The sequence below is a fragment of the Pseudarthrobacter sp. MDT1-22 genome (assembly GCF_054511035.1).
The window spans coordinates 223,246-247,039 of the sequence record NZ_JBTNDK010000001.1; the positions used below are offsets into that span (position 1 = coordinate 223,246).

General features: G+C 64.4%; 23 protein-coding genes, 1 tRNA gene and 1 pseudogene. 16 read left to right on the plus strand and 9 right to left on the minus strand.

Going from position 1 to position 23,794, the window contains the following annotated elements; genetic code table 11:
• Positions 1–37 precede the first annotated feature (37 nt).
• The 3 genes and pseudogenes from ygfZ to ACX80M_RS01125 form a co-directional block, all read left to right on the plus strand.
• Positions 38–1,123 (plus strand): CAF17-like 4Fe-4S cluster assembly/insertion protein YgfZ, encoded by a 1,086-nt coding sequence (ygfZ, locus tag ACX80M_RS01115; protein WP_252598423.1) that lies wholly within the window; start codon positions 38–40, stop codon positions 1,121–1,123.
• The gene (locus tag ACX80M_RS01120; protein WP_459308375.1) at positions 1,120–1,557 is read left to right on the plus strand and encodes an ankyrin repeat domain-containing protein; all 438 of its coding nucleotides are present in this window, start codon (positions 1,120–1,122) and stop codon (positions 1,555–1,557) included. The genes ygfZ and ACX80M_RS01120 overlap by 4 nt, the downstream gene beginning before the upstream one ends.
• 28 nt (positions 1,558–1,585) lie before the next feature.
• A pseudogene (locus tag ACX80M_RS01125) lies at positions 1,586–2,688 on the plus strand (MFS transporter); the annotation flags it as partial.
• 37 nt (positions 2,689–2,725) lie between these two features.
• Here ACX80M_RS01125 and ACX80M_RS01130 read toward each other — a convergent pair.
• The 6 genes from ACX80M_RS01130 to ACX80M_RS01155 form a co-directional block, all read right to left on the minus strand.
• Positions 2,726–3,442 carry a GNAT family N-acetyltransferase gene (locus ACX80M_RS01130; protein WP_252598421.1) on the minus strand — a complete coding sequence of 239 codons (717 nt, stop codon included), beginning with the start codon at positions 3,440–3,442 and terminating at the stop codon, positions 2,726–2,728.
• A 90-nt stretch (positions 3,443–3,532) separates the two neighbouring features.
• Complete coding sequence (locus ACX80M_RS01135; protein WP_252569560.1) at positions 3,533–4,558, minus strand: ATP-dependent 6-phosphofructokinase; 1,026 nt, start codon at positions 4,556–4,558, stop codon at positions 3,533–3,535.
• 97 nt (positions 4,559–4,655) lie between these two features.
• Complete coding sequence (locus tag ACX80M_RS01140) at positions 4,656–4,796, minus strand: response regulator transcription factor (protein WP_374209980.1); 141 nt, start codon at positions 4,794–4,796, stop codon at positions 4,656–4,658.
• Between the two features lie 197 nt (positions 4,797–4,993).
• On the minus strand, positions 4,994–5,245 hold the full coding sequence (locus ACX80M_RS01145) for a PspC domain-containing protein (protein WP_056344450.1): 252 nt from the start codon (positions 5,243–5,245) through the stop codon (positions 4,994–4,996).
• Between the two features lie 3 nt (positions 5,246–5,248).
• Positions 5,249–5,533: a hypothetical protein gene (locus ACX80M_RS01150; RefSeq protein ID WP_252569547.1), complete on the minus strand. Its 285-nt coding sequence runs from the start codon at positions 5,531–5,533 to the stop codon at positions 5,249–5,251.
• Position 5,534: 1 nt separating this feature from the next.
• Positions 5,535–7,085 carry a PspC domain-containing protein gene (locus ACX80M_RS01155; protein ID WP_252608562.1) on the minus strand — a complete coding sequence of 517 codons (1,551 nt, stop codon included), beginning with the start codon at positions 7,083–7,085 and terminating at the stop codon, positions 5,535–5,537.
• Between the two features lie 124 nt (positions 7,086–7,209).
• Between ACX80M_RS01155 and ACX80M_RS01160 the strand changes: the two genes are divergently transcribed.
• Positions 7,210–8,628 carry an ATP-binding protein gene (locus ACX80M_RS01160; RefSeq protein ID WP_459308379.1) on the plus strand — a complete coding sequence of 473 codons (1,419 nt, stop codon included), beginning with the start codon at positions 7,210–7,212 and terminating at the stop codon, positions 8,626–8,628.
• The gene (locus tag ACX80M_RS01165) at positions 8,625–9,323 is read left to right on the plus strand and encodes a LuxR C-terminal-related transcriptional regulator (protein WP_210412321.1); all 699 of its coding nucleotides are present in this window, start codon (positions 8,625–8,627) and stop codon (positions 9,321–9,323) included. The genes ACX80M_RS01160 and ACX80M_RS01165 overlap by 4 nt, the downstream gene beginning before the upstream one ends.
• Positions 9,324–9,466: 143 nt before the next feature.
• Here the strand turns inward: ACX80M_RS01165 and ACX80M_RS01170 are convergent, their stop codons facing one another.
• Positions 9,467–10,684 carry a pyridoxal phosphate-dependent aminotransferase gene (locus tag ACX80M_RS01170; protein WP_459308381.1) on the minus strand — a complete coding sequence of 406 codons (1,218 nt, stop codon included), beginning with the start codon at positions 10,682–10,684 and terminating at the stop codon, positions 9,467–9,469.
• A 274-nt stretch (positions 10,685–10,958) separates the two neighbouring features.
• On the opposite strand from ACX80M_RS01170, the gene ACX80M_RS01175 reads away from it, so the two are divergent.
• From ACX80M_RS01175 to rplL, 9 genes are all read left to right on the plus strand, one after another.
• Positions 10,959–11,031: transfer RNA gene (locus ACX80M_RS01175), tRNA-Trp, on the plus strand.
• A gap of 81 nt (positions 11,032–11,112) precedes the next feature.
• Positions 11,113–11,397: a preprotein translocase subunit SecE gene (secE, locus tag ACX80M_RS01180; RefSeq protein ID WP_056344431.1), complete on the plus strand. Its 285-nt coding sequence runs from the start codon at positions 11,113–11,115 to the stop codon at positions 11,395–11,397.
• Between the two features lie 116 nt (positions 11,398–11,513).
• Positions 11,514–12,380, plus strand: coding sequence for a transcription termination/antitermination protein NusG (gene nusG / locus ACX80M_RS01185; RefSeq protein WP_252608577.1), 867 nt, complete (start codon positions 11,514–11,516; stop codon positions 12,378–12,380).
• A 130-nt stretch (positions 12,381–12,510) separates the two neighbouring features.
• Positions 12,511–12,942, plus strand: coding sequence for a 50S ribosomal protein L11 (gene rplK / locus ACX80M_RS01190; RefSeq protein ID WP_024365990.1), 432 nt, complete (start codon positions 12,511–12,513; stop codon positions 12,940–12,942).
• 142 nt (positions 12,943–13,084) lie between these two features.
• Positions 13,085–13,792, plus strand: coding sequence for a 50S ribosomal protein L1 (gene rplA, locus ACX80M_RS01195; protein WP_058931708.1), 708 nt, complete (start codon positions 13,085–13,087; stop codon positions 13,790–13,792).
• 148 nt (positions 13,793–13,940) lie between these two features.
• On the plus strand, positions 13,941–14,897 hold the full coding sequence (locus ACX80M_RS01200; RefSeq protein WP_459308385.1) for a GNAT family N-acetyltransferase: 957 nt from the start codon (positions 13,941–13,943) through the stop codon (positions 14,895–14,897).
• 8 nt (positions 14,898–14,905) lie between these two features.
• On the plus strand, positions 14,906–16,024 hold the full coding sequence (locus ACX80M_RS01205) for a GNAT family N-acetyltransferase (protein ID WP_252598413.1): 1,119 nt from the start codon (positions 14,906–14,908) through the stop codon (positions 16,022–16,024).
• Between the two features lie 296 nt (positions 16,025–16,320).
• Positions 16,321–16,920, plus strand: coding sequence for a 50S ribosomal protein L10 (gene rplJ / locus ACX80M_RS01210; RefSeq protein ID WP_252598412.1), 600 nt, complete (start codon positions 16,321–16,323; stop codon positions 16,918–16,920).
• Between the two features lie 80 nt (positions 16,921–17,000).
• On the plus strand, positions 17,001–17,378 hold the full coding sequence (rplL, locus tag ACX80M_RS01215; RefSeq protein ID WP_056344416.1) for a 50S ribosomal protein L7/L12: 378 nt from the start codon (positions 17,001–17,003) through the stop codon (positions 17,376–17,378).
• Positions 17,379–17,512: 134 nt separating this feature from the next.
• On the opposite strand, the gene ACX80M_RS01220 is transcribed toward rplL, so the two are convergent.
• Both ACX80M_RS01220 and ACX80M_RS01225 read right to left on the minus strand, forming a co-directional pair.
• Positions 17,513–18,010 (minus strand): aminoacyl-tRNA deacylase, encoded by a 498-nt coding sequence (locus tag ACX80M_RS01220; protein ID WP_459308388.1) that lies wholly within the window; start codon positions 18,008–18,010, stop codon positions 17,513–17,515.
• A 33-nt stretch (positions 18,011–18,043) separates the two neighbouring features.
• On the minus strand, positions 18,044–19,243 hold the full coding sequence (locus ACX80M_RS01225) for an acetyl-CoA C-acetyltransferase (protein WP_459308390.1): 1,200 nt from the start codon (positions 19,241–19,243) through the stop codon (positions 18,044–18,046).
• A 243-nt stretch (positions 19,244–19,486) separates the two neighbouring features.
• On the opposite strand from ACX80M_RS01225, the gene ACX80M_RS01230 reads away from it, so the two are divergent.
• Together ACX80M_RS01230 and rpoB are read left to right on the plus strand one after the other, a co-directional pair.
• Positions 19,487–19,957: a hypothetical protein gene (locus ACX80M_RS01230; RefSeq protein ID WP_459308392.1), complete on the plus strand. Its 471-nt coding sequence runs from the start codon at positions 19,487–19,489 to the stop codon at positions 19,955–19,957.
• 296 nt (positions 19,958–20,253) lie between these two features.
• Positions 20,254–23,763 (plus strand): DNA-directed RNA polymerase subunit beta, encoded by a 3,510-nt coding sequence (rpoB, locus tag ACX80M_RS01235; protein WP_058931713.1) that lies wholly within the window; start codon positions 20,254–20,256, stop codon positions 23,761–23,763.
• Positions 23,764–23,794: the final 31 nt, after the last annotated feature.

Consider the following 23,794-nt stretch of genomic DNA (forward strand, 5'->3'; position numbering starts at 1 on the left):
ACCGGAATACCCACCGACCTAAGGACGTTCCCCCAGTATGACTACTCCCAGCCCCCTACTGTCGCGCCCCGGCGCCGTCGAGGCCACCGGCGCGGACACCGGCGTCGCATCCCACTACGGTGAGCCGCTGCGTGAGCAGCGCGCCCTCGCGGCCGGTACCGCCGTCGTCGACCTCTCCCACCGCGGCGTGGTGACGGTCAGCGGTCCGGACCGGCTGACCTGGCTGAACACCCTGTCTTCCCAGCAGGTCACAGGCCTGCAGCCGGGGGAGTCAAGTGAGTTGCTGCTGTTGAGTATCCAAGGCCGGATCGAGTTTGACGCCCGTGTAGTGGACGACGGCGGGACCACCTGGCTGATTGTTGAAGCCGCCGAGGCTGCACCGCTGGCTGAGTGGCTGAACAAAATGAAGTTCATGCTGCGCGTCGAGGTCACCGACGTCTCCGCCGACTGGGCAGTTCTCGGGTCCACCAAGACTGTGGAGGAATGGTCCGCACTGCTGGCCTGGCGGGATCCGTGGCCGCACGTCGGCGCCGGCGGCTACTCCTACGCTGTGGTTCCGGAGGAAGGGCACCCAGGGCTGGAGCGGCCCTGGATCGAGTACCTCGTCCCGGCCGCAGCACTTGAGGACACTTTGGCAGACCGCCCGCTCGCCGGCGTAATGGCGGCCGAAGCCCTCCGCATCGCTGCGTGGCGCCCCAGGCTGGGCGCCGAAACCGACGACAAAACCATTCCGCACGAACTGGACCTCCTCCGCACCGCCGTGCACCTGTCCAAGGGCTGCTACAAAGGCCAGGAGACCATCGCCCGCGTGCACAACCTGGGCCATCCGCCGCGGCGCCTGGTGTTCCTCCAGTTGGACGGATCGCAGCACACCATGCCCGCGCCCGGCAGCCAGGTCATGCTCGGCGAACGGAAGGTCGGAACAGTGACCTCCGTTGCGCAGCACTACGAAATGGGCCCGGTGGCGTTGGCCGTCATCAAACGGTCCGTCGCACCGGACGAAATGCTGACCGTGCTGGACGGCGACGAGCCTTACATCGCTGCCCAGGAAGTAATTGTTGCTCCCGACGCCGGCCAGGTAGTGGGACGCCAGACTGGATTCCTGAGGGGGACCCGCTCATGACCGAGAACACCGCACCCGACGCCGCTACGCCCGGCGCCGCCAAACCCGAGGCCACGACCGACGACGAAGCGGTGGCGTTGGCGCACCGGCTCTTACAGGCTGCCCGGGAGGGGGACACCGGTCTGCTGCGGAGTTATCTCGAGGCCGGAGCGCCCGCCACCATGACCAACACCGCGGGCGATTCGCTTCTGATGCTGGCCGCATACCACGGCCACGCTGAGACGGTACAGCTGATCCTGGAGCACGGCGGAGAGGCCAACACGGCCAACGACCGCGGCCAGACCCCCTTGGCCGGTGCAGCATTCAAGGGGTACACGGACGTGTCCCGCGTGTTGCTCGACGCCGGAGCAGATCCCGACGCCGGCAGCCCCTCCGCCCGGGCTGCCGCGCAGATGTTCGCCCGTACCGACATCCTCGATCTGTTGGGCAACTGAGGCTTGGAAAATGTAGCGCGGCCTTGGCACTGGCCGGCTCGGCGACCGCTTCGGACCCAAGAAGCTCTACCTCTCCGGCCTCGTGGTCTTCACGCTCGCCTCCCTCTGGTGCGGGCTGGCCGGTGACGTCCAGACGCTGATCACGGCCCGGATCTTCCAGGGCCTGGGCGCCGCCATCATGACGCCGCAGACCATGGCGGTGATCACCAGGATCTTCCCGCCGGACCGAAGGGGCGCCGCCATGGGCCTGTGGGGCGCCACCGCGGGCCTGGCAACGCTGGTGGGACCAATCCTGGGCGGCCTGATCGTGGACAGCCTCGGCTGGGAATGGATCTTCTTCATCAACGTGCCGGTCGGCATCGTTGGATTTATCCTCGCCTGGCGGTTCGTCCCCACCCTCAGCACGCACCCCCATAAGTTCGACATCCCGGGCGTGCTGCTCAGCGCCGCCGGGCTGTTCCTCCTGGTGTTCGGCATCCAGGAAGGCGAGACGTACAACTGGGGGACCATCGTTGGCCCCGTCAGCGTCTGGGGTCTCATCATCTCCGGCCTGCTGGTGCTTGGGGTGTTCATACTCTGGCAGCGCTTCAACAAGGGCGAGCCGCTCCTGCCGCTGGGCCTGTTCCGGGACCGCAATTTCTCCTTGGCAAACATCGGCATCACCACCGTTGGCTTCACCTGATGCACCCGGATACTCCCATCCTGCTTTTCCTCCTGCCCAGTGCTGTCCTGGGGTTCGCGAATGCCGGCATCTGGGCGCCCCTGAGCGCCACGGCCACGCGCAATCTGCCCCCGCGTCAGGCCGGGGCAGGTTCCGGGGTCTACAACACCACCCGCCAGATCGGCGCGGTACTGGGCAGCGCGGCCATCGCCGTGCTCATCCAGGCGCGCCTGGCCGCGGAGCTTCCCGCGCAAGGTCCTGGGGCGGGCGGAATGGAATTCTCCGGACTGTTGCCTGAGGCGCTCCATGAGGGATTCTCGACGGCGATGGGACAGTCCATCCTGCTTCCTGCCGGTGTGATCCTGGTGGGCGCAGCCGTGGCACTGTTCTTCGCCAAGCCCAAGGTAGCAGCGGGCTGGGGCGGTCAGCCGGCGGCTCCGGCCGTAGAGGGTGCCACCCGGGCGTCCTAGGCGGCGTCCCAAAAGTAGGCAGCCGTCCCAGGCGGCGTCAGCCCAGGTGCACGCTGGTCTGGATGCCGCCGGTGGACAGGCCCAGCTGCCGCGCCAGGGCCACGGCGCCGGTGTTGCTGACCTCGGCGCGCCACTGGACGGTGAGGCCCGCCGCGAGGGCCGCGTGGGCGGCGATCGATGCCGCCACCGATCCGAGCCCGCGTCGCCGCCACTCGGGGTCCACCAGGACTCCCATCTGCGCGAGAAGTCCTTCCCATTCCCCGTAGGCGCCGCAGGCCACCGGGAAGCGCCGCCCGTCCACCTCGTGGAGAATCGTGTAGCGGTGCCCAAGTTCTGACAGGTGCACTTCGTTGACGTCGTCCGGCGGGCACAGGCCTTCCAGCTCGATCGCCTCCGGGTTTCCGTGGGACACGGTCAGCTCTTCGGAGGGCTGGCGAAGGGGCAGGTCGTCGGCGAAGAACAATGCCGCGGCGCCGAGGCCGTGGCCTCCGTGGGACCGGGTCAGGGTCAGGAGGGTCACATGCTGGGCCATCTCCTCATCCGGAATTCCGGCGGCGGCGTCAATGACCCATTGGGGTCCCACCAGTGCCGAGCTGCCGAACAGCCTGACGAACTCCACAGTCCCTGCAGCGTCGTCGGCCCTGACCAAACGCTCGCCGGAAGTCAGCGACGCAGCGAAAGCGCCGTCGTCGAGCCCCAAATGCCGGGCCCAAGCGAGCTGGATGATGGCGGCGGAACCGGGGTCAAGAGTCATATCCCCAGCCTACCCAGCACAGGGAAGCGCGAACGGACACTTGAGGCCCCACAGCGGAGGGCCTCAAGTGTCCGTTCGCGCTGATCAGGCTTAGCCGAACAGGACCGCAGCCTCGTCGTAGCGGTTCTGCGGTACGGTCTTCAGCTGGCCCAGGGCCTTGTCGAAGCTCACGTGTACAATGTCGGTGCCCTTGAGGGCCACCATGGTGCCCCAGTAGCCCTCCACCACGGAGTCGATTGCGGCCATGCCCAGCCGGGTGGCGAGCACACGGTCGAACGCGGACGGGACGCCGCCGCGCTGGATGTGCCCCAGGATCGTGGCACGGGTCTCGATGCCGGTGCGGGCTTCGATCTCGGGGGCGAGCTGGTCCGCGATGCCGCCCAGACGGGGCCGGCCGAACGTGTCCAGGCCTCGCTCGGAGTGCGGGGATTCCATGTGGTCCGGAACAAAGCCCTCGGCAACAACAATCAACGGGGCGCGGCCACGGTCATGGGCTTCCTGGACCCATTCGGTGATCTGCTCGATGCTGACCTTCTGCTCGGGGATCAGGATGGCGTGGGCGCCGGCGGCCATGCCGGCGTGCAGGGCAATCCAACCAACGTGGCGGCCCATGACCTCGGCGATCATGCAGCGGTGGTGGGACTCGCCCGTGGTCCGGAGCCGGTCGATGGCCTCGGTGGCGATCTGGACGGCCGTATCAAAACCGAACGTGTAGTCGGTGGCGTCAAGATCGTTGTCCACGGTCTTGGGGACACCCACGATCTTGAGACCGACGTCGGTAAGGCGTTTCGCGGCCGCGAGGGTCCCTTCGCCGCCTATAGCGATGATGGCGTCGATGCCGAGGCGGTCCATGTGGGCCTTGATGACCTCCGGCCCGCCGCCGTTTTCAAAGGGGTTGGTGCGGGAGGTGCCCAGGATGGTGCCACCCTGCTTGGCGATGCCGCGGACCATGCTGCGGGGGATGTCGATGATGTCGCCTTCGACGACACCCCGCCAGCCGTCCAGGAACCCCACGAATTCGTGGCCGTGGATGGCGATGCCCTTGAGGACGGCTCCGCGGATGACAGCGTTCAGTCCGGGGCAGTCGCCGCCGCTGGTAAGAATTCCAATTTTCATGTCTCGGCTCAAATCCTGGTGTGAAGGTTTACAGGCAGAGCGCCACGCTGAGCTCACCTAGATTGTAGTCGGCGGTGTGCGTTACGACACAAACCGGTTACAAAACGCCCCGCTCCATGGCAAGGACCACGGCACGGGTCCTGTCGTCCACGTCCAGCTTGTTGAAGATCCGCAGCAGGTGGGTCTTGACCGTCGCCTCGGCGATATGGAGCGCGGTGGCCACCTCGGGATTGCTCAGATGGCATCAGGCGATTGCCGCTGCCCGGGGATGAGGGAAGTGTTCATGCTTCCAGCGTTGCAGTCCCGGGGTGCCGGTCAACAGGCCCGGCCGGTTGAATCTGTTGTCCACCGGCCGGTGGACAAGGACAGCAGAAAGGCCCCCGCTCCTGGAAGGAATTCTCCGGGGAGCGGGGGCCTTGCGGTTCTGACCTGAGGTCAGCTGATGGAGCGGCGGTCCAGGAATTTCTGCAGCGGGATGGAGTTCTGCTGGTCAGGAAGGACCAGCCACGCTGCGATGTAGAGGACGACGGCGGGGCCGGGGAGGAGGCAGAAGACCAGGAAAGCGATCCGGACGAATGCCACATCCACGTTGAGCTTTGCTGCAATGCCGCCGCACACACCTCCCAGCCAGCGTTGGGGTCCACGTTTCAGGCCGAAGCCCCTGACGATGCTGAAGAACTTGTCCATGGTTCAAGACTTCCCTGTTGTGGGTTCATTGTCACGCTTTCGGGCCGAAAGCAGCCCGCCGATCACCAGCGCGGCGCCGGCGCCGATCATAAGGCCGATCAGTACGTAGGTGCCGTTCAGGGTTACCACGCCCAACTGGGCGATGATGATCAGGGCGGCCAGCGCCATCACGATCAGGCCCCAGACTATCGTGCCCACCCGTGTGGGTGAGGGTCCGGCCGCGTCGGTGTGCACCGTCGTCGGGGTTTGCGGGGTAGACGAATCCGGTGCCGGATCGAAGCTGCTCATGTCAGTTTCCTTCCTGGATGGTGACGTTGCTGAGGGTGCCGTCGATCCGGATGATCAGGTGGCCGCCTGGCTTGTCGGTGTTGTAGCTGGTTTCCTGGGAGGTAATGCCGCCCCGGTGGTTGGTGCCTTCGTTGAGGTTCCCCAGCGTCATGTCTGCCCTCACGTCCACGGGAATGTTGCTGGGGAGGATCACGGTGACGTTGCTCGCCGTGATGTCCAGGGGAACCACGACTTCTGAGTCCAGCGGGGCTTGCGCGCCCAATTGGGTGAGGTCAACGGTTCCCCTGCCGCCGGTGACGCTGAAGCCATCGGCCGCCTGCTGCTGGCTCGTCGGTGCCCAGTCGACCTGGGTGAAGCGGACCCTGTCGCCGTTGCCCACAACGTTGAAGATGCTGCCAATCACCAGGGCAACAACGGCGAAGAATCCGAGGATTCCGGACGTCCTGCCGCGCAGGCCCGCGACCAGGATGCCCAGGCCCAGGACGGCTGCACCGCTGGCCCAGACGATCGCGTTGGCGGCGTCGCCGAGGTTGATCACGTTGCCGGCGTCCAGGGCTTTGAGCCCGCCACCCACCAGGAGCGCTGTTCCGGCTGTAATGGCTACTGCCGGGGCGCCGGGGCCGGACGGGCGGACCTTGGGTGCGCGTGCCGGGCCCTGTGGAGGCTGGTAGCCGCCGTAGGCACCGCCGTCGCTGCCGCCCCCGCCGTAGCTGCCGCCGCCGTAGCTGCCCCCACCGTAAGGCGGGTTGACGCTCGACGGCGGGACCGGAAGGTAAGGCGCGCTGCCGGTCGCGCCGGACGTGCTCGACGTGCGGGCAGAGGCGGAATCCGTGGCCGCAAACGGCGAGGCATAGGGGGCGGTGGGGTCGGCCGAGTAACCGGAGTTTGCGCCGGCCGGCTGCGGTGCGGCGTTCATGGGAGCTCCATTCCGGGCCTTGTTGCGTTGGGTCAGGTAGTAGATGAAGTAGATGGCGCCGCCCACCCAGAAGACGGTCCAGAGGAATCCGCCGAAGCCGTTGCGGCTCCAGCCCCAGAATCCGCCGCCCAGCCCGGTGAGCCCCACCACAGTGGTGATCAGGGCGCCTGTCATGCCGCTGGACCAGCGGCCGGCGCCGGCTTCCTGGACGTGGATGCGCCCGTCGGGTTCGGGAAGGACTGCCCAGGCCAGGCCGTAGAGCAGGACGCCGATTCCGGCGAAGAGGGTGAGGACAATGAAGATGCCGCGGACAATCAGCGGATCGATGCCCATCCGGTGCGCGATGCCGCTGGAGACACCGCCGATCCACCGGTCGCGTCCGCGCTGGATACCGTGGCTCCGGACCCAGGTGAAGAAGTCACCGGACTGCCCCGGCGCTTTGGCGCTGGAGTACGGGCCGGAATACGGGCCGGCATGCGGGCTTGCGTACGGGCCGGCATAGGGACCGGCGGTCGGGGGTGTGTCCTGCGAAGCAGCCGGGGGTGGCAGCAGGGGTTCGGTCGGCTGGTCCGGGTCGCTTGGGGGGAGCGGTTCGGTGGGCTGGCCGTCATCGGGGGTGGGGGTCTGGGAGTTCATACTTCGATCCTGCCGTCCGGGGCGGCGCAGCTCTACTGGGGAACACCCTGACTCGCCCCTGAGTTACCCCCGGTTCAGGCCGGAATCGGGTCCGGGGAACCCTGATCCGTGCTTGGATTGACACATGACCACCGCCCTCACCCGCCCACCGCTTGTCCGCAGCAGCGACCGCGTCATCGCGGGCGTCTGTGCCGGCCTCGCGGCGCATCTGGGCTGGCCGGTGAAAAGCGTGCGGATCGGCATGGCACTCGCGACGCTCGCCGGTGGCGCCGGGTTGGCCTTCTATGCGTGGCTGTGGATCATGGTCCCCACCGCCGACGAAAGTGCCCGGCGCAATGCCAGGCGTCCGGCGTCGCCCATTGCCCCGGCCGTCAGCCTTGACCCGGCATTCAGCGCCGGGCCGCACTCGGCGGCGCCGTCGCAGGGCTCGCCCGCGGCCGCTCCCTGGTGGGGAAATCCCGACGCCGGTGCTTTCGCCCCGGGGGGTGTTTCCGGCGGGCCCGCTGCCGGCTACGGTTCGAGCTACGGGGCCCCCGTGCGGCCGCCGTGGTTCCGGGTCCGCAGCATGCGTTATGGCAAGGAGATTCTGCTGGGCGCCGGACTCCTCCTCGTGGCGGGCATCATGATTGCCCGGCTCCTGGGCGTGGACGTGCCCCTGGAGACCCTTATCCCCGCGGCTGCCGTGCTGGGCGGTGCAGCCATCGCCTGGATGCAGCTCGACGAAACCCGCCGCGCGGGGCTCGTGGACAAAACCAAGGCCGATCAGGCAGGCGGCTGGGCGCGCCTGGCCGCCGGTCTGGCGCTGGTGGTTGCCGGCGTGCTGGTGATGGTGTCCGGTTCCGGATCCTGGGAACAGACCTGGCTGGCGCTGCTGGCGTCGGTGTCGGTGCTGGGCGGCGTGGTGCTGGTACTTCTTCCGTGGGCCCTCAAATTCTGGCGGGACCTGGAAACTGAGCGGGCGGGCCGTATCCGTGAAACGGAGCGGGCCGAGATCGCTGCCCACCTGCACGATTCCGTCCTCCAGACCCTCGCCCTGATCCAGCGGCGGGCGGGAAACGAGCACGACGTTGTCCGGCTCGCCCGGGCGCAGGAACGTGAGCTCAGGAGCTGGCTGTTCCAGGACCCGGGTAAGGAGGCGGGCCAGCTTTCGGACCGCATCAAGGCCGTGGGTGCCGAAGTGGAAGACTCGCTCGGCAACGCTGTGGAGGTGGTGAGCGTCGGGGACACAGCCATGACCGAATCCCATGAAGCCCTGGTCCAGGCCAGCCGTGAGGCGATGCTCAATGCCTCCCGGCACGGCGGCGGGACCGTCTCTGTCTACCTCGAAGTTTCCGATGGTCGGACGGAAATCTTCATCAAGGACAGGGGGCCGGGCTTCGACCTGCAGGAGGTGCCCGAAGACCGTCTCGGTGTCCGCGAATCGATCATCGGACGCATGAAACGCCACGGCGGGTCCGCCTCCATCACCAGCACGCCCAACGGCACTGAGGTGCGGCTGGGAATGCCGGCACTCCAACCGGAAAACGCGGAAGGGAAATCATGAACAACGTACAGGGGACCGGCATACAGGGGACCGGGCCCATCCGCCCCGCAACGCCGGTCAGGGTGGTCATCGTGGACGATCACGCCATCTTCCGCTCGGGACTCAAGGCCGACCTCTCTGAGAGCATCCAAGTAGTGGGGGAAGCGGCAACGGTTGAGCAGGCCATCGCGGTGATCGCGCAGGAGCGTCCGGAGGTGGTGCTCCTGGACGTGCACCTGCCCGGTGGTCTGGGTGGCGGCGGCCGGGAAGTCATCGCGGGTTCCGCGTCGCTCCTGGCCACCACCAAGTTCCTGGCCCTGAGCGTCTCCGACGCCGCCGAGGACGTGGTGTCAGTCATCCGCGCCGGTGCCCGGGGGTATGTCACCAAGACGATTTCCGGGGCCGAGATCACCGACGCCGTGTTCCGAGTCGCCGGTGGCGACGCTGTGTTCTCGCCCCGGCTGGCCGGCTTCGTGCTGGACGCCTTCGGCACCGCTCCGGCCGATATTGCCGACGACGAGCTGGACAGGCTGTCTGCCCGCGAGCTTGAAGTGATGCGTCTGATCGCCCGGGGCTACAGCTACAAGGAGGTGGCCAAGGAGCTGTTCATCAGCATCAAAACCGTGGAAACCCACGTCTCAGCGGTGCTGCGCAAACTCCAGCTCTCCAGCCGACACGAGCTGACCAAGTGGGCCGCCGAACGCCGCCTCCTCTAGCCCACCCCGGACGCTCTCTCACATAATGTGCCTTTTCCCCCAACGCTCTCTCACTTGATGCGGCTTAAGCGCAAACGCTCTATCACTCCTAAAGAAAGTGATAGAGCGTTTGAGTATTTCCTGCAGGAAGTGAGAGAGCGTCCCTACTTGGCCTGGCCCAGGAAGTCCTGGAGCCGGGCGACGCCGGTGGCGAGGTCATCGTCGCCCAGGGCGTAGGAGAGCCGCAGGTAGCCTGAAGGGCCGAACGCCTCACCCGGTACCACGGCAACTTCAACCTCATCCAGGATCAAAGCAGCCAGTTCGGCGGAGGTCGACGGCGTTGCGGTGCCTGCCGCCGTCGGGAATTCCTTCCCCAGCAGCGCACGGACGTCCGCGTAGACGTAGAACGCACCCTTCGGCGTCGGGCATTCAACACCGTCGATCGCGTTCAGGCCGGCAACGATCGCCTTGCGGCGGCGATCAAATGCCACCTTCATCTCGTCGACGGCGGTCAGCGGTCCGGAGACCGCGGCGAGGGCTGCGATCTGCATGATGTTAGAAACGTTGGAGGTGGCGTGCGACTGCAGGTTGGTGGCTGCCTTGATGACGTCGGCCGGGCCGATCATCCAGCCGACGCGCCAGCCGGTCATCGCATAGGTCTTTGCGACGCCGTTGAGGATGACCACTTTGTCGCCCAGTTCCGGGGCTGCGGTGGCGATGGAGGTGAACGGGACGCCGTCGTACGTCAGGTGCTCGTAGATCTCGTCGGTGACCACCCAGAGCCCCTTGGCGGCGGCCCACTTGCCGATTTCGGAGACCTGCTCGGGGCTGTAGACGGAGCCGGTGGGGTTGGACGGCGAGACAAACAGCAGGATCTTGCTCTTGTCCGTCACCGCGGCCTCAAGCTGCTCAACGGTGACCAGGTAGTCCTGCTCAGGTCCGGCGAACACCTCAACGGGGACACCGCCGGCGAGCCTGATGGCCTCCGGGTAGGTGGTCCAGAACGGCGTGGGGACAATCACTTCGTCGCCAGGATCCAACAGCGTGGCGAAGGTGTTGTACACGGCCTGCTTGCCGCCGTTCGTCACCAGCACCCGGGACGGATCCACGGCGTAGCCGGAGTCGCGGAGAGTCTTCTCGGCGATGGCTTTTTTGAGCTCCGGCAGGCCGGCGGCGGGGGAGTAGCGGTGGTACTTGGGCTGGCCGGCGGCCTCAATGGACGCCTTGACGATGTAGTCCGGGGTGGGAAAGTCCGGTTCCCCTGCCCCGAAGCCAATAACGGGCCGGCCAGCTGCCTTCAGCGCCTTGGCCTTGGCATCAACGGCCAGGGTTGCGGATTCGGCAATAGCGGAAATGCGCTTGGAAACGCGGGCGGCAGACATGGCAGGGTCCGTTCTTCGCTTGCAGCCCGGAGGCTGAATGGTGGAATTCGACGTGATCTACTCTATGCTGTTCAGCGGATCGTTCGGGCTGCCGGCGTGGATGTGACTGCAGGTCAAGTCACCCACCAGGGCGGATTGGACGGTCCGGAATGAGGCTGGTTCGACGTAGACGAAGTTGTTGCGTAGACTGGTTCTCCGGTGTTGAAAACACGGATGATGACGTGCGCCCCAGTGCAAACTGCGGAAGTTTGTCAGGATGCTGTTTTCGATCCATAGGGTAGTGGCGCAATTGGTAGCGCAGCGGTCTCCAAAACCGCAGGTTGCAGGTTCGAGTCCTGTCTGCCCTGCGCAAGCTGTTCCGGCGGAATGCCGGAGCAAGCGCAGCAACCATGGTTCTGATCAGAACCGGGTAATCCAACATTGCAAAGATGAGCGAGGACCAGGTGACCGAAACAGCTGCCAGCAGCTCCAAGGGCCGCCCAGCTAAGAAGGACGCCAAGGCAAACTTCTTCGCTCGTATTGCACTCTTCATTCGCCAGGTCATCGGCGAACTGAAGAAGGTTGTTGCACCAACCCGCAAGGAACTGATCAACTACACGCTCGTGGTGCTGGTGTTCGTGGCCATCATGATGGTGATCGTCAGCCTGCTGGACATCGGTTTTGGAACCGCGGTCAGCTGGGTCTTCGGCGGGATAGCTCCCGGAGACCGCTAAGGCATATCGTCCGCAGGCCGCGTGGCCTTGTCCGGGTAAACCGGAAGAATCCACGCGGTGTGCGGAATTGAGCCATTTAAATAGGCATGTTAGGCAATGAGGAAGCAGGAGACCAAGTGTCTGAGCAGGAGCTCGAGGTAACCGAGACTGAGCTGGAAGAGTCCACGGACAACACGGCGGCCCCCACGGCTGAAGCCGGTGAAGAGTCCGAGGTTGAGTCCGCTGCGCCCGAATCCGCCGACGCCGATTCCGCCGACGATTCAGACGATTCAGAGGGTGCCGATTCAGAGGGTGACGCCGTAGAAGGCGAACCTGCTGAGGGCGACTCGGAGGGCGACGACGCTGATGCAGACGCCCTGGCAGCCGCGGCCGCCAAGGCCGAGGTTGACCCCGCCGACGAATTCAAAGCCAAGCTGCGCCGCCAGGAGGGTGACTGGTACGTCATCCACTCCTACGCCGGCTACGAAAACCGCGTCAAGGCCAACCTTGAGACCCGCATCCAGACCCTGGACATGGAAGATTACATCTTCGAAATCCAGGTGCCCATGGAAGAGGTCGTTGAGATCAAGAACGCTCAGCGCAAGGTCATCAACCGCGTCCGGATCCCCGGCTACGTCCTGGTCCGCATGGACCTGACGGATGCCTCCTGGGGCGCCGTCCGCCACACTCCCGGTGTTACCGGCTTCGTGGGCAACGCCCACAACCCGGTGCCGCTGCGCCTCGACGAAGTCTTCTCCATGCTCGCGCCGGTCTTCGAAGAAGAGCAGGCCGAAAAGGGCAAGCCCGTCAAGCACGCTGCCGCCCAGATCGACGTCGACTTCGAGGTCGGCGAATCGGTCATCGTCAAGGAAGGTCCGTTCGAGACCCTCCCCGCCACGATCTCCGAGATCAAGGTGGAATCCCAGACCCTCGTGGTGCTCGTGTCGATCTTCGAACGCGAAACCCCGGTCACGCTGGCATTCAACCAGGTCAGCAAGATCTAGTTACCCGCACAGAATTCGTTCCGGACTGCCCGCTTAGCAGCCCCGGAACGGCCGGTCGCCTCGCCATGGCGGCCAACAACCTGAGGCACGCTCCTGTGTCCCAGGAAGATATTGAGAGAAGGACCTTACATTGGCTCCCAAGAAGAAGGTCACCGGCCTCATCAAGCTGCAGATCCAGGCAGGCGCCGCTAACCCGGCCCCGCCGATCGGTCCTGCGCTTGGCCAGCACGGTGTCAACATCATGGAATTCTGCAAGGCGTACAACGCTGCCACAGAAGCCCAGCGCGGAAACGTTATCCCCGTGGAAATCACGGTCTACGAAGACCGTTCCTTCACGTTCATCACCAAGACCCCGCCGGCTGCAGAGCTCATCAAGAAGGCTGCAGGCGTTGCCAAGGGTTCACCCACCCCGCACACCGTCAAGGTTGCCAAGCTGACCCAGGCCCAGGTCAACGAGATCGCCACCACCAAGATGGAAGATCTCAACGCCACCAGCCTCGAAGGCGCAGCGAAGATCATCGCCGGTACCGCCCGCTCCATGGGTATCACCGTAGAGGGCTAATAGCCTTCACCGTCGGGAAACCGGCACCACTGCCGGACAACCGGCACAAACCGTAATGCCGCAGGGTCCTCCCAGGATCCTCGGCTGTGGCAGGGCCCAGCGCGGTCCGCAGACCACAACTGCACAAGGAGAAATAAGCAGCATGGCAAAGCGCAGCAAAGCATATGAGGCAGCAGCCGCCAAGATCGACGCGGAGAACTTCTACGCGCCGTTCGAGGCAGTAACGCTCGCCAAGGACACCAACCCGTCCAAGTTCGACGCCACCGTTGAGGTTGCCTTCCGCCTGGGCGTTGACCCTCGCAAAGCTGACCAGATGGTCCGCGGCACCGTTATCCTGCCCCACGGCACCGGTAAGGTCTCCCGCGTCCTGGTCTTCGCAACGGGCGACAAGGCTGAGGCAGCAATCGCTGCCGGCGCCGACTTTGTTGGTTCCGATGACCTGATCGAAAAGATCGCAGCCGGCTGGACCGACTTCGATGCAGCCGTAGCCACCCCTGACCTCATGGGCAAGGTTGGCCGTCTTGGTAAGGTCCTGGGTCCCCGTAACCTGATGCCGAACCCGAAGACCGGCACCGTGACCGCAGACGTGGCCAAGGCTGTCAACGACATCAAGGGTGGCAAGATCGACTTCCGCGTCGACAAGCACTCGAACCTGCACTTCATCATCGGCAAGGTTTCCTTCGACGCCATCAAGCTGGCCGAGAACTACGCAGCAGCACTGGAAGAGGTGCTTCGTTTGAAGCCGTCCGCTTCCAAGGGCCGCTACATCCAGAAGGCCACCGTGGCCACCACGTTCGGTCCCGGCATCTCCGTCGACCCCAACGTCACGAAGGTCCTGACCGAGGTCTAGTCCTCAACAGCAATTCGGCCGGTTTATCCCGACACACCTAAGGACCGTCCGGCACTGCGCCGGACGGTCCTTTTGCTTACCCAAGGACCCTGGACCAAACGGCCTCCGCCTGCCCTCGACCAAACCCAACGGATGGTTAGGATGGGGCATGACCGGTCAGCAGCTGATGATCACCGCAGGGGCCATTCCTTCAGCGCTCGACGCCGGGACAGACCACAGTGCCGGCGGCACCGGCGGCGTGATGGACTTCTTCGAGTGCCACGCCCTGCGCGAGAAGCATGAACTGGAGAAATGGGGCGACCTGGACCGCTGCCCCACGGCCATGGAGAGCCTGGAATACTGGCGCGGCAATGAGTATGAGGAACGCCGCCTTTTCGTAGCACGGCTGGGCCAGGAAACCGTGGGTACCTGCTCCGTAACCCTGCCCCTGCGTGAGAACACGTCCACGGCAGGGATCATGGTGGACGTGGCGGCAGCCTTCCGGCGGCGGGGTTGGGGCCGCCGGCTGCTGGAGCACGCCGAGGCGGTGGCCGCGGACAGCGTCCGCACTTCCTTGGATGCGTACTGTGAGCTGCCCGCCGGGCCGGTGGAGAACGCGGCCCGGTTGATCCCCGCCAAATCCGGCGCGGTCGGGCTCCCCGCAGATGATCCTGCCGTGGCCTTTGCAGCCGGTGCGGGCTACGAACTTGAGCAGGTGGAGAGGTCTAGCCGGCTAACGCTGCCGGTCCCGGCGAACCAGCTGGACACGCTGGAGATGGAGGCGTGTTCACGGGCAACCGGCTACGTCCTGGTGGGCTGGTCTGATACGTGTCCTGACGAACTCCTGGCTGAATGCGCAGTTCTCAAGAACCGGATGAGCAAGGATGTCCCCATTGCCGGACTGGACTGGGAAGCCGGGGACTGGGACCCTGCCAGGCACCGCGGCAAGAGGCTGGGACTGCTGATCAAGGCCGCGAACCTCCGCACCGCGCAGCATCGATGGCCGGCGGCGCGGTCGGTGCTGACATGGAACGCCGTGGAAAACCGGCATATGCTGGCGATAAATAATTTGTTTGGATTCAAACCTGCTGGTTATGAGGGCGAATGGCAGAAACGGCTGGGATGACGCACCTTATGGCAGAAGACGTACGGATAGAGCAGCTGTGGATCCCGGACACCCTGGACGCACCTGACGCGGTGGATTTCCTGGCTGCCGTAGAGGTGGGCCGCAAAGTCCGGATGCAAACCTGGGGCAGCGACGACCTCGCGTACACGCCGCTGGAGAAGCTCCTGGAGCTGGCCGATCCCTATGAGCGCCAGGTCATCCTGGTAGCCAAGGCCGGGGAGCAGATCATCGGTACGGTTGACATTGCCTTGCCGCTGACCGACAACCTGGATATGGCGGAGTTCACCCTGGACATCCTGCCGGAATTCCAGCGCCAGGGAGTGGGCCGCAAGCTGCTCCTCGCGGCTGAACACCTTGCCCGCAGCGAGGGCCGCACGCTGATCCTCGTTGACACCAACCATCCCGGCGCGTCCCTGCACGAGTTCGAGACCGGCCAGCTGGTGCCGGGTTCAGGCCAGGGCTTTGTGCCGCTGGACAGCCGGGAAGTCGAATTCGCGCGCCGGACCGGCTACACACTTCAGCACATCGAACAGTTCAGCTCCTGTGCACTGCCGCTGGACACCAAACTCGTGGCCGACCTCCAGGCCGAGGCGGATGAAGCCAATAGCGGGCGGTACCGGCTCCATCACTGGACGGACCGCTGCCCGGATGAGTGGCTGGAAGCCGTGGCCGTGCTCGAGAACCAGGCGGGCGCCGACGTCGACCCTTCCCTCGAGACTCCCGTTGAGCAGGACATGGTGTTCGACGGCGGCATCCTCCGCGAGGCCGAAGAGGTCACCATCGCGCAGGGGCGGCGGACGGTGGTCACCGCCGTCGAGCATCTGGCCACCGGGGCCCTGGTGGGCCTGACCACCATCAGCGTCCTGGCCCACCGGCCCGATGTGGTGTTCCAGGACGACACCCTGGTCCTGCAGGAGCACCGGGGGAACAAGCTGGGGCTGCTGATCAAGGTGGCCAACATGGAGCGGCTCACCGAGCAGTTCCCCGATGCCCGTGTCATCTACACCTGGAACGCCCCCGAGAACAGGTACCTGCTGACTGTCAACCAGCAGCTCGGCTTCACCACCGCCGGCGTGACCGGCATCTGGCAGAAGGAACTCCCGTACCTGGGGACCAGCAAGAGCTAAGGCCGATTTGGTGGTCAGGCGGCCGGTCCCGTAAGCTTGCAGTACCAAAGACCGTCGGTTGTTGGAAATCCATTCTCCTGAACACAGCTCAACTCTGCAGTTGCGTGCGGGAGGCCAAATGTATTTCTGGACGAAGGACCCTGAACATAGGGCGGCCGGCGCAGGTGAACGAAGCAACGCTCCACAGTGAAAGCCGTGTTGAGCCAAGCCCCGTGCATCTGCGCGGGGCGTTTTTTAGTTTTAGCTCATCTGAGCGGGGACCGTCGCATACCGGCACTATCCCCGGAAGGAGGGTTATGGCAACGCCTACAAAGGTTTCAGCAGTAGCTGAGATCACTAACGATTTCAAGGAATCGAACGCCGCTGTCCTGACCGAATACCGCGGGCTCACCGTTGCACAGCTCAAGCAGCTGCGTGTTTCTCTCGGCCAGGACACCAAGTTCTCGGTCGTCAAGAACACCCTGACCGCCATTGCAGCCAAGGAAGCTGGTGTCGAAGCATTCAACGACCAGCTCTCCGGCCCCACTGCAATCGCGTTCATCAAGGGTGACGCAGTTGCCGCTGCCAAGAGCCTGACGGATTTTGCCAAGGCCAACAAGCAGCTGGTTATCAAGACCGGTTACTTCGAGGGCAAGGCACTGAACGCGAGCGAAGTCGCTGCCCTGGCAGCACTCGAGTCCCGCGAGCTGCAGCTCGCCAAGGTTGCAGGCATCCTCAAGGCACCTGCTGCCGCCGCTGCACGCACCATTGACGCACTGCGCCTCAAGCTCGAAGAAGCGAACGGTTCACCGGCAGTTGCCGAGGCTCCCGCCGCGGAAGAAGCTCCGGCCGCAGACGAAGCCCCCGAAGCAGCTGCAGAGGCTCCCGCCGAAGCACCCGCTGCCGAAGAGAACTAGTTTCTCTTCACCCACCAGACTCCGGTGTGAAGGCAATGGCCCAGGCCGCCAAGCACCACCTATAGGAAGGACGCCACACCATGGCGAAGCTCACCAACGAAGAGCTCATTGAAGCTTTCAAGGAACTGACCATCATCGAGCTCTCCGAGTTCGTCAAGCTCTTCGAAGAGACCTTCGAAGTTACTGCAGCTGCAGTTGCTGTTGCTGGCCCCGCCGGTGGCGGCGCAGCTGAAGAAGCTGAAGAGCAGACTGAATTCGACGTTATCCTCGAATCAGCTGGCGAAAAGAAGATCGCAGTGATCAAGGAAGTTCGCGCAATCACTTCCCTGGGTCTGAAGGAAGCTAAGGACGTTGTTGACAGCGCCCCCAAGGCTGTCCTCGAAGGCGTCACCAAGGAAGCTGCCGAAAAGGCAGTGGAGCAGCTCCAGGCTGCCGGCGCAACCGTTACCCTCAAGTAACTCACGCCGCTTCACGGAAAACCCCGTCCACTTCGGTGGGCGGGGTTTTCCTGCATTTAACCCAAGTAGGTCGCACTAACTGTCGTTATGAGCGCTCAAAACGACAGTTAGTGCGACCTACTTGCGTGTGGCGCCTAGTTCGGTTCGGAGATATCGGCGACGACGGCGCCCAGCGCTGCGGTTAGGGCGTCGGCGTCCACAAACGCGCTGTAGCCGTGTTCGCCGGCGCCCATGGAGATCCGGCGGCCGGCAATTGTGGCGTCCGCGTACACCGGCCAGGCGGTGGTGCTGCCGAGCGGGGTGATGGTCCCGCGTTCGTAGCCGGTCGCACCAAGCGCCACGTCCGCGGGCGGCAACGAGAGCTTGTTGACGCCTACAAGGGTCCGCAGTTTTGGCCAGGAGATCTGCCGGTCGCCCGGAATCAGCGCGAACAGGAACGTCCCGTCCTTGTGCTTGACCACCAGGGACTTCACGATGTCTGCGGGCGTGATGCCCAGAATCCCGGCAGCCTCCTCGAGGCTCCGCGCGGCCAGCCGCTCCACCAGCTGCACGTCCACGCCGCGCGCGGCGGCGTCGGCAAGGAAGCGCTGACGTCCGACGGCGGCGCCCGCGTTGTGGACCTGCCCCACCATCAGTTCCTGCCCACCATTATTCCGTGCCCGCCATCAGTCCCGGTACAGCAGGAGCGCTTCGCCCTGACCGCCGCCGCCGCACAGGGAGACCGCGGCCCTGCCGCTGCCCCGCCGTTTGAGTTCATGGGCCGCGTGCAGCGCCAACCGCGCACCGGACGCCCCGATCGGGTGGCCCAGGGCAATGGCGCCCCCGTGGATGTTGCACTTCTCCAGCGGGTAGTCCAGGTCTTTCAGCGACTGCACCGCGACCGAACCGAACGCTTCGTTAATTTCGATGAAGTCAAGGTCGGCGGTGCTCCATTCCGCCCGCTGCAGTGCGTTCATGATGGCGTGGGACGGCTGCGAATGCAGGGAATTGTCCGGACCGGCAACCTGTCCGGGCTTTCCCACCACAGCCAGGTATTCCAGGCCGTTCTCCTCCGCGAATCGGCGCGATGCCAGCACCAGTGCGGAGGCGCCGTCGGACAGGGGAGAGGAGTTGCCGGCGGTGATGGTTCCGTCGCTGACAAAGGCTGCCCGGAGCCCGGCCAAGGACTCGATGGACGTGTTGGGCCGTACCCCTTCATCCGTGGAGACGACGATGGGATCTCCCTTGCGCTGCTTGACGCTGATGGGTGCGATCTCGTCTTCGAAGACGCCGTTCTTCGCCGCCAGCGCCGCACGCTGGTGCGAGTGGGCGGCCACGTTGTCCTGCGAGGTCCGGTCAATGCCCAGGGTCAGGTTCTTGGTTTCGGTGGACAGGCCCATGGACTGGCCGTCGAACGCATCCGTGAGGCCGTCGTGCGCCGCAACATCCAGCGCCTGGATGGCGCCATAGGTCCAGCCCTGGCGGGAACCCGGCAGCAGGTGAGGCGCACGGGTCATGGATTCCTGGCCGCCGGCCACGACGACGGTGGCGTCGCCGCTGCGGATCATCCTGGCGGCGTCGATCACCGCGGTCAGCCCGGACAGGCACACCTTGTTGATGGTGACGGTCGGAACGTTCCAGCCGATTCCCGCTCCGATGGCGCTCTGGCGTGCGGGGTTCTGCCCGGCGCCGGCCTGCAGTACCTGGCCCATGATGACGGCGTCCACCTGGCCGGCGTCCACGCCGCTCGCTGCAACCGCGGACCTGATCGCGTGCGCTCCCAGTTCGACGGCGGTGAAGCTCGCCAACTGCCCGTTGAGCCGGCCCTGCGGGGTGCGCGCACCGGCCAGGATGACCACGTCAGTGTTGTCGTTGGAGTTGCCCATTGTGATCTCTTCCGCTCTGAATCGATGTACTTCCAAGGCTACCGTGAGGCATGTCACCTATTTATCCAAACGCCGCAGGGGTGCCGATGATTCCAATCCTGCCGGCCGTGGCCACCAGGGGAGAACTACCCATCCGCCGGTTGTGCGCGAGGTCGCGGTGGTGCGTAGGGTGGACGGCGAAGACGAAAGCAACAGAGCGACGCAAGAACATCAGAGCAACGCAAAACAGGGAGCAGCAGCATCTTGAAGAAAATCCTCGCCACGGCAGCCATGGCCAGCCTCGCCGGACTCACCGCCTGCAGCGTTGCCACTCCTGCGCCGGACAGCACTTCATCCACAGCAGCCCCCACTGCGTCCACGTCGGCACCTTCCACCGCATCGCCGTCGCGCTCTTCCATTCCGTCAGCAGCGCCCCAGGCCGGCGGTGTTAAGGGAGCCTGCGAGACGTTCAACTCGCTCTACGCCGACTACAAGGCCATCCAGGACGATTCCAACGCCTACGAGGACATCTACTTTGCCGCCCAGGACGCCAAGGACACGGTGTCGGGGAACCTGGTGGGACTGTTTACCTCGCTCAGCGTCCTCGCGCTTGACCACTCCACGGCCGCGAAAAGCGGCGGCGATCCCGAGCAGACTTCCAAGGATGGTGTGCGTGATGCTGTCTTCGCAAACGCCCAGGCCTGCACGGCTGAGGACGTTACGCTGCGGCTCTGATGCCGCTTCCGGTATCAAGAAATCAGTGCTTGCAATAAGTCCGGTTGTGGGGTAGACACGTAATTGGTTTTGCCGTATCGTAGATATTTGCGTCTTCCCTGTTTACCTTCAGCCTTCATATAGCGGTGGGCTTTGCCTGGCAGCTGACCATCAACGTGCCGTCAACAACGTCATTGTATGGAAAGCCCCGGCCCGGGTCATATAGCGGAACCGGATGGTAGCACTGCGGAGTCATTCCGCAGGGTGCACAGCGGGGGAGATCTGAAAACGCCTGAAGGTCTGTGGAAGGATCCCTCTTGGTCGCCTCGAGCACCTCTAATAACGAAACCGCTAACACCGCCGACAGCACTGATGGTGCCACTCGCCGGCTCTCATTCGCAAAGATTCACGAACCGCTGGACGTTCCGAATCTCCTTGCCCTGCAGACGGACAGCTTCGACTGGCTGGTCGGAAACGAACGCTGGCAGGCGCGCGTAGCGAAGGCCGTCGAAGAAAACGATCTCAGCGTCGCCACCTCGTCCGGACTGTCGGACATCTTTGAAGAGATCTCCCCGATCGAGGACTTCCAGGGCACCATGTCCCTGAGCTTCTCCGATCCGGAGTTCGCTGACCCGAAGTACACCATGGCCGAGTGCAAGGACCGGGACGCAACGTACTCGGCACCGCTGTACGTCAAGGCCGAGTTCATGAACAACAACACGGGCGAAATCAAGCAGCAGACCGTGTTCATGGGCGACTTCCCCCTCATGACGGAGAAGGGCACCTTCGTCGTCAACGGCACCGAGCGTGTGGTCGTCTCCCAGCTGGTCCGTTCACCGGGCGCCTACTTTGAGCGCACCGCCGACAAGACCAGTGACAAGGACATCTTCACTGCCAAGATCATCCCGTCCCGCGGTGCATGGTTTGAACTCGAAATCGACAAGCGCGACCAGGTCGGCGTTCGCCTCGACCGCAAGCGCAAGCAGTCCGTCACCGTTCTGCTGAAGGCCCTCGGCTGGACCGAAGGCCAGATCCTCGAAGAGTTCGGCCAGTACGACTCCATGCGTGCAACGCTGGAGAAGGACGCCACCGAGACCCGCGAAGACGCGTTGCTGGACATCTACCGGAAGCTGCGACCGGGCGAGCCGCCCACAGTCGAGGCTGCCCAGTCACTCCTGGACAACCTGTACTTCAACTCCAAGCGCTACGATCTGGCCAAGGTTGGCCGTTACAAGATCAACCGCAAGCTTGGCATCGACCGCTCCCTTGGCGACAAGGAAGCTTCTGTCCTGCACGTTGAAGACATCGTGGCCATGATCAAGTTCCTGGTTGCCCTGCACGCCGGCGAGAAGACCCTCACCGGCAAGCGCGACGGCCAGGACCACGAGCTGCGCGTTGAGATCGATGACATCGACCACTTCGGCAACCGTCGTATCCGCGCCGTCGGCGAGCTCATCGAGAACCAGGTCCGCACCGGCCTGTCCCGTATGGAGCGCGTTGTCCGCGAGCGGATGACCACCCAGGACGTCGAGGCCATCACGCCGCAGACACTGATCAACATCCGCCCTGTTGTTGCAGCCATCAAGGAGTTCTTCGGAACTTCCCAGCTGTCACAGTTCATGGACCAGAACAACCCGCTGTCGGGTCTGACCCACAAGCGCCGTCTGTCCGCGCTTGGCCCGGGTGGTCTGTCCCGTGACCGCGCAGGCATGGAAGTTCGAGACGTTCACCCGTCCCACTACGGACGTATGTGCCCCATCGAAACCCCTGAAGGCCCGAACATTGGTCTGATCGGTTCGCTGGCATCCTACGGCCGCATCAACCCGTTCGGCTTCATCGAGACTCCTTACCGTCTCGTCGCTGAAGGCGTTGTCTCCGACGAGGTCCAGTACCTCACGGCCGACGACGAGGCAGAGGTCCTGATCGCCCAGGCCAACGCTCCGCTGGATGAGAACAAGAAGTTCGCCGAAGAGACCGTCCTGGTCCGCGCCCGTGGTGGTGGAGGCGAGCCTGTGCTCGTTCCCGCCGGCGAGGTCGAGTTCATGGACGTTTCCCCGCGCCAGATGGTGTCCGTGGCTACCGCCCTGATCCCGTTCCTCGAGCATGACGATGCTAACCGCGCACTCATGGGTGCCAACATGCAGCGCCAGGCCGTGCCGCTGGTCCGTTCCGAGGCCCCGTTCGTGGGTACCGGCATGGAGCGCGCCGCAGCCGTCGACGCCGGTGATGTCACCATTGCGAAGAAGGCCGGTGTGGTTACCGAGGTCTCCGCTGAGCTCGTCATTATGCTCAACGACGACGGTACGGAAACCAACTACCGCATCAACAAGTTCGCACGCTCCAACCAGGGCAACTGCTACAACAACCGTGTCCTGGTGAACGAAGGCCAGCGCCTCGAGGTCGGCGGCATCATCGCCGACGGTCCGGCAACGGACCAGGGCGAACTCGCCCTCGGTAAGAACCTGCTCGTGGCATTCATGTCATGGGAAGGCCACAACTTCGAGGACGCCATCATCCTCTCGCAGCGCATTGTTGCCGAGGACGTTCTTTCCTCCATCCACATCGAGGAGCACGAGATCGATGCCCGCGACACCAAGCTTGGTGCCGAGGAAATCACCCGTGACATCCCCAACGTGTCCGAGGAAGTCCTGGCAGGCCTGGACGAGCGCGGTATCATCCACATCGGTGCCGAAGTTGAAGCCGGCGACATCCTGGTCGGAAAGGTCACCCCGAAGGGTGAAACCGAACTGACCCCGGAAGAACGCCTGCTGCGTGCCATCTTCGGTGAAAAGTCCCGCGAAGTGCGCGACACCTCCCTGAAGGTTCCGCACGGCGAGTCCGGCACCGTCATCGGCGTCCGCGTCTTCGACCGCGACAACGACGACGAACTGCCCCCGGGCGTGAACCAGCTGGTGCGCGTCTACGTGGCCGCCAAGCGCAAGATCACCGACGGCGACAAGCTCGCCGGCCGTCACGGCAACAAGGGCGTTATCTCCAAGATCCTCCCGATCGAGGACATGCCCTTCCTCGCCGACGGTACCCCCGTTGATATTGTCCTGAACCCGCTGGGTGTTCCGGGCCGTATGAACGTCGGCCAGGTGCTGGAAACGCACCTCGGCTGGGTTGCCAAGACCGGTTGGAAGATCGAAGGCGAGCCCGAGTGGATGAAGCAGCTGCCGAACCTGCCGCGCGAGAGTGGCCAGACCACTGTTGCAACGCCGGTGTTCGATGGCGCCCGTGAAGAGGAAATCACGGGTCTGCTGGACTCCACCAACGTCACCCGCGACGGCGACCGCCTGATCAACTCCTCAGGCAAGACCCGCCTCTTCGACGGCCGCTCCGGCGAGCCGTTCCCGGATCCGATCTCGGTCGGCTACATGTACATCCTGAAGCTCCACCACCTGGTGGACGACAAGATCCACGCCCGCTCCACTGGCCCGTACTCCATGATCACGCAGCAGCCGCTGGGTGGTAAGGCACAGTTCGGTGGCCAGCGCTTCGGTGAGATGGAAGTGTGGGCGCTGGAAGCTTATGGCGCCGCGTACACGCTCCAGGAACTCCTCACCATCAAGTCGGATGATATCCACGGTCGTGTCAAGGTCTACGAAGCAATCGTCAAGGGCGAGAACATCCCCGAGCCGGGCGTTCCTGAGTCCTTCAAGGTCTTGATCAAGGAAATGCAGTCGCTGTGCCTGAACGTGGAAGTACTCTCCACGGACGGAACCACAATTGAAATGCGTGACTCTGATGACGCAGTCTTCACGGCTGCGGAAGAACTGGGCATCGATCTGTCTCGTGCAGAGCCCAGTTCCGTAGAAGAGGTTTAGCAGGTTGATGTCCGGGGAAAAGCAAGCGGCC